This is a genomic window from Streptomyces sp. NPDC059900, from assembly GCF_050270335.1.
Taxonomy (GTDB): Bacteria; Actinomycetota; Actinomycetes; order Streptomycetales; family Streptomycetaceae; genus Streptomyces.
Genome location: NZ_JBNNJZ010001169.1, coordinates 1 through 1,044, shown reverse-complemented (window position 1 = coordinate 1,044; position 1,044 = coordinate 1). Strand labels below are relative to the sequence as shown.

Below are 1,044 nucleotides of genomic sequence, written 5' to 3'. Positions count from 1 at the left end.
GGACCTGGACCAACCGGCAGGGCACCGAATACGTCTGGTTCAACAACGTCGAGACCCTCCCCGGCCAGGGCTACCCGCGCCGCTGGGAGGACCAGGACAAGTGGAAAGGCGGCTGGGAGCGCACCCGTTCCGGCAAGCTGCGGCTGCGCTCGGGCTCGCGCGCCAAGCGCCTGGGCACCCTCTTCGCCAACCCCGACCTGCCGGGCCTGGAGGACTACTACCAGCCCTGGAGCTACGAGTACAAGAACCTCACCGAGGCCCCGGCGGGCGACGATCTGCCCACCGCCCGGCCCGTCTCGCAGGTCACCGGCGCCCCCATGGAGAAGATCGAATGGGGTCCGAACTGGGACGACAACCTGGGCGGCGCGCCCGAGCACGGGCCGCGCGACCCGGTCGTGGAGAAGATCCGCGACGAGGTGGGCGAGAAGATCCGCTTCGAGTTCGAGCAGTCGTTCATGTTCTACCTGCCGCGCATCTGCGAGCACTGCCTCAACCCCGCATGTGTGTCCGCCTGCCCCTCGGGAGCGATGTACAAGCGCTCCGAGGACGGCATCGTCCTGGTCGACCAGGACCACTGCCGGGGCTGGCGCAAGTGCGTGACCGGCTGCCCGTACAAGAAGGTGTACTTCAACCACCGCACCGGCAAGGCCGAGAAGTGCACGATGTGCTACCCGCGCCTGGAGGTGGGCCTGCCCACGGTCTGCTCGGAGACCTGCGTGGGCCGCCTGCGCTACCTCGGCGTGATCCTCTACGACGCCGACAAGGTGACGGAAGCGGCGTCCGTGCAGGACGACAAGGCGCTCTACGAGTCCCAGCTGGGGGTTTTCCTCGACCCGGAGGACCCCGAGGTGCGGCGCGAGGCCGAGCGGGCCGGGATCGGCCACGACTGGATCGAGGCCGCACGCCGCTCCCCCGTGCACGCGCTGATCAGCACGTACAAGGTGGCGCTCCCGCTGCATCCGGAGTACCGGACGATGCCGATGGTCTGGTACATCCCGCCGCTGTCGCCGGTGGTGGACCTGTCACTTATACACATCTCCGAGC

General features: G+C 68.5%; 1 protein-coding gene. It reads left to right on the top strand.

Annotated features, from left to right (window positions below; genetic code table 11):
* Positions 1-1,044 (top strand): nitrate reductase subunit beta (gene narH, locus ACQKIP_RS48105; protein WP_427745947.1); only part of this gene is annotated, 1,044 nt, incomplete at both ends.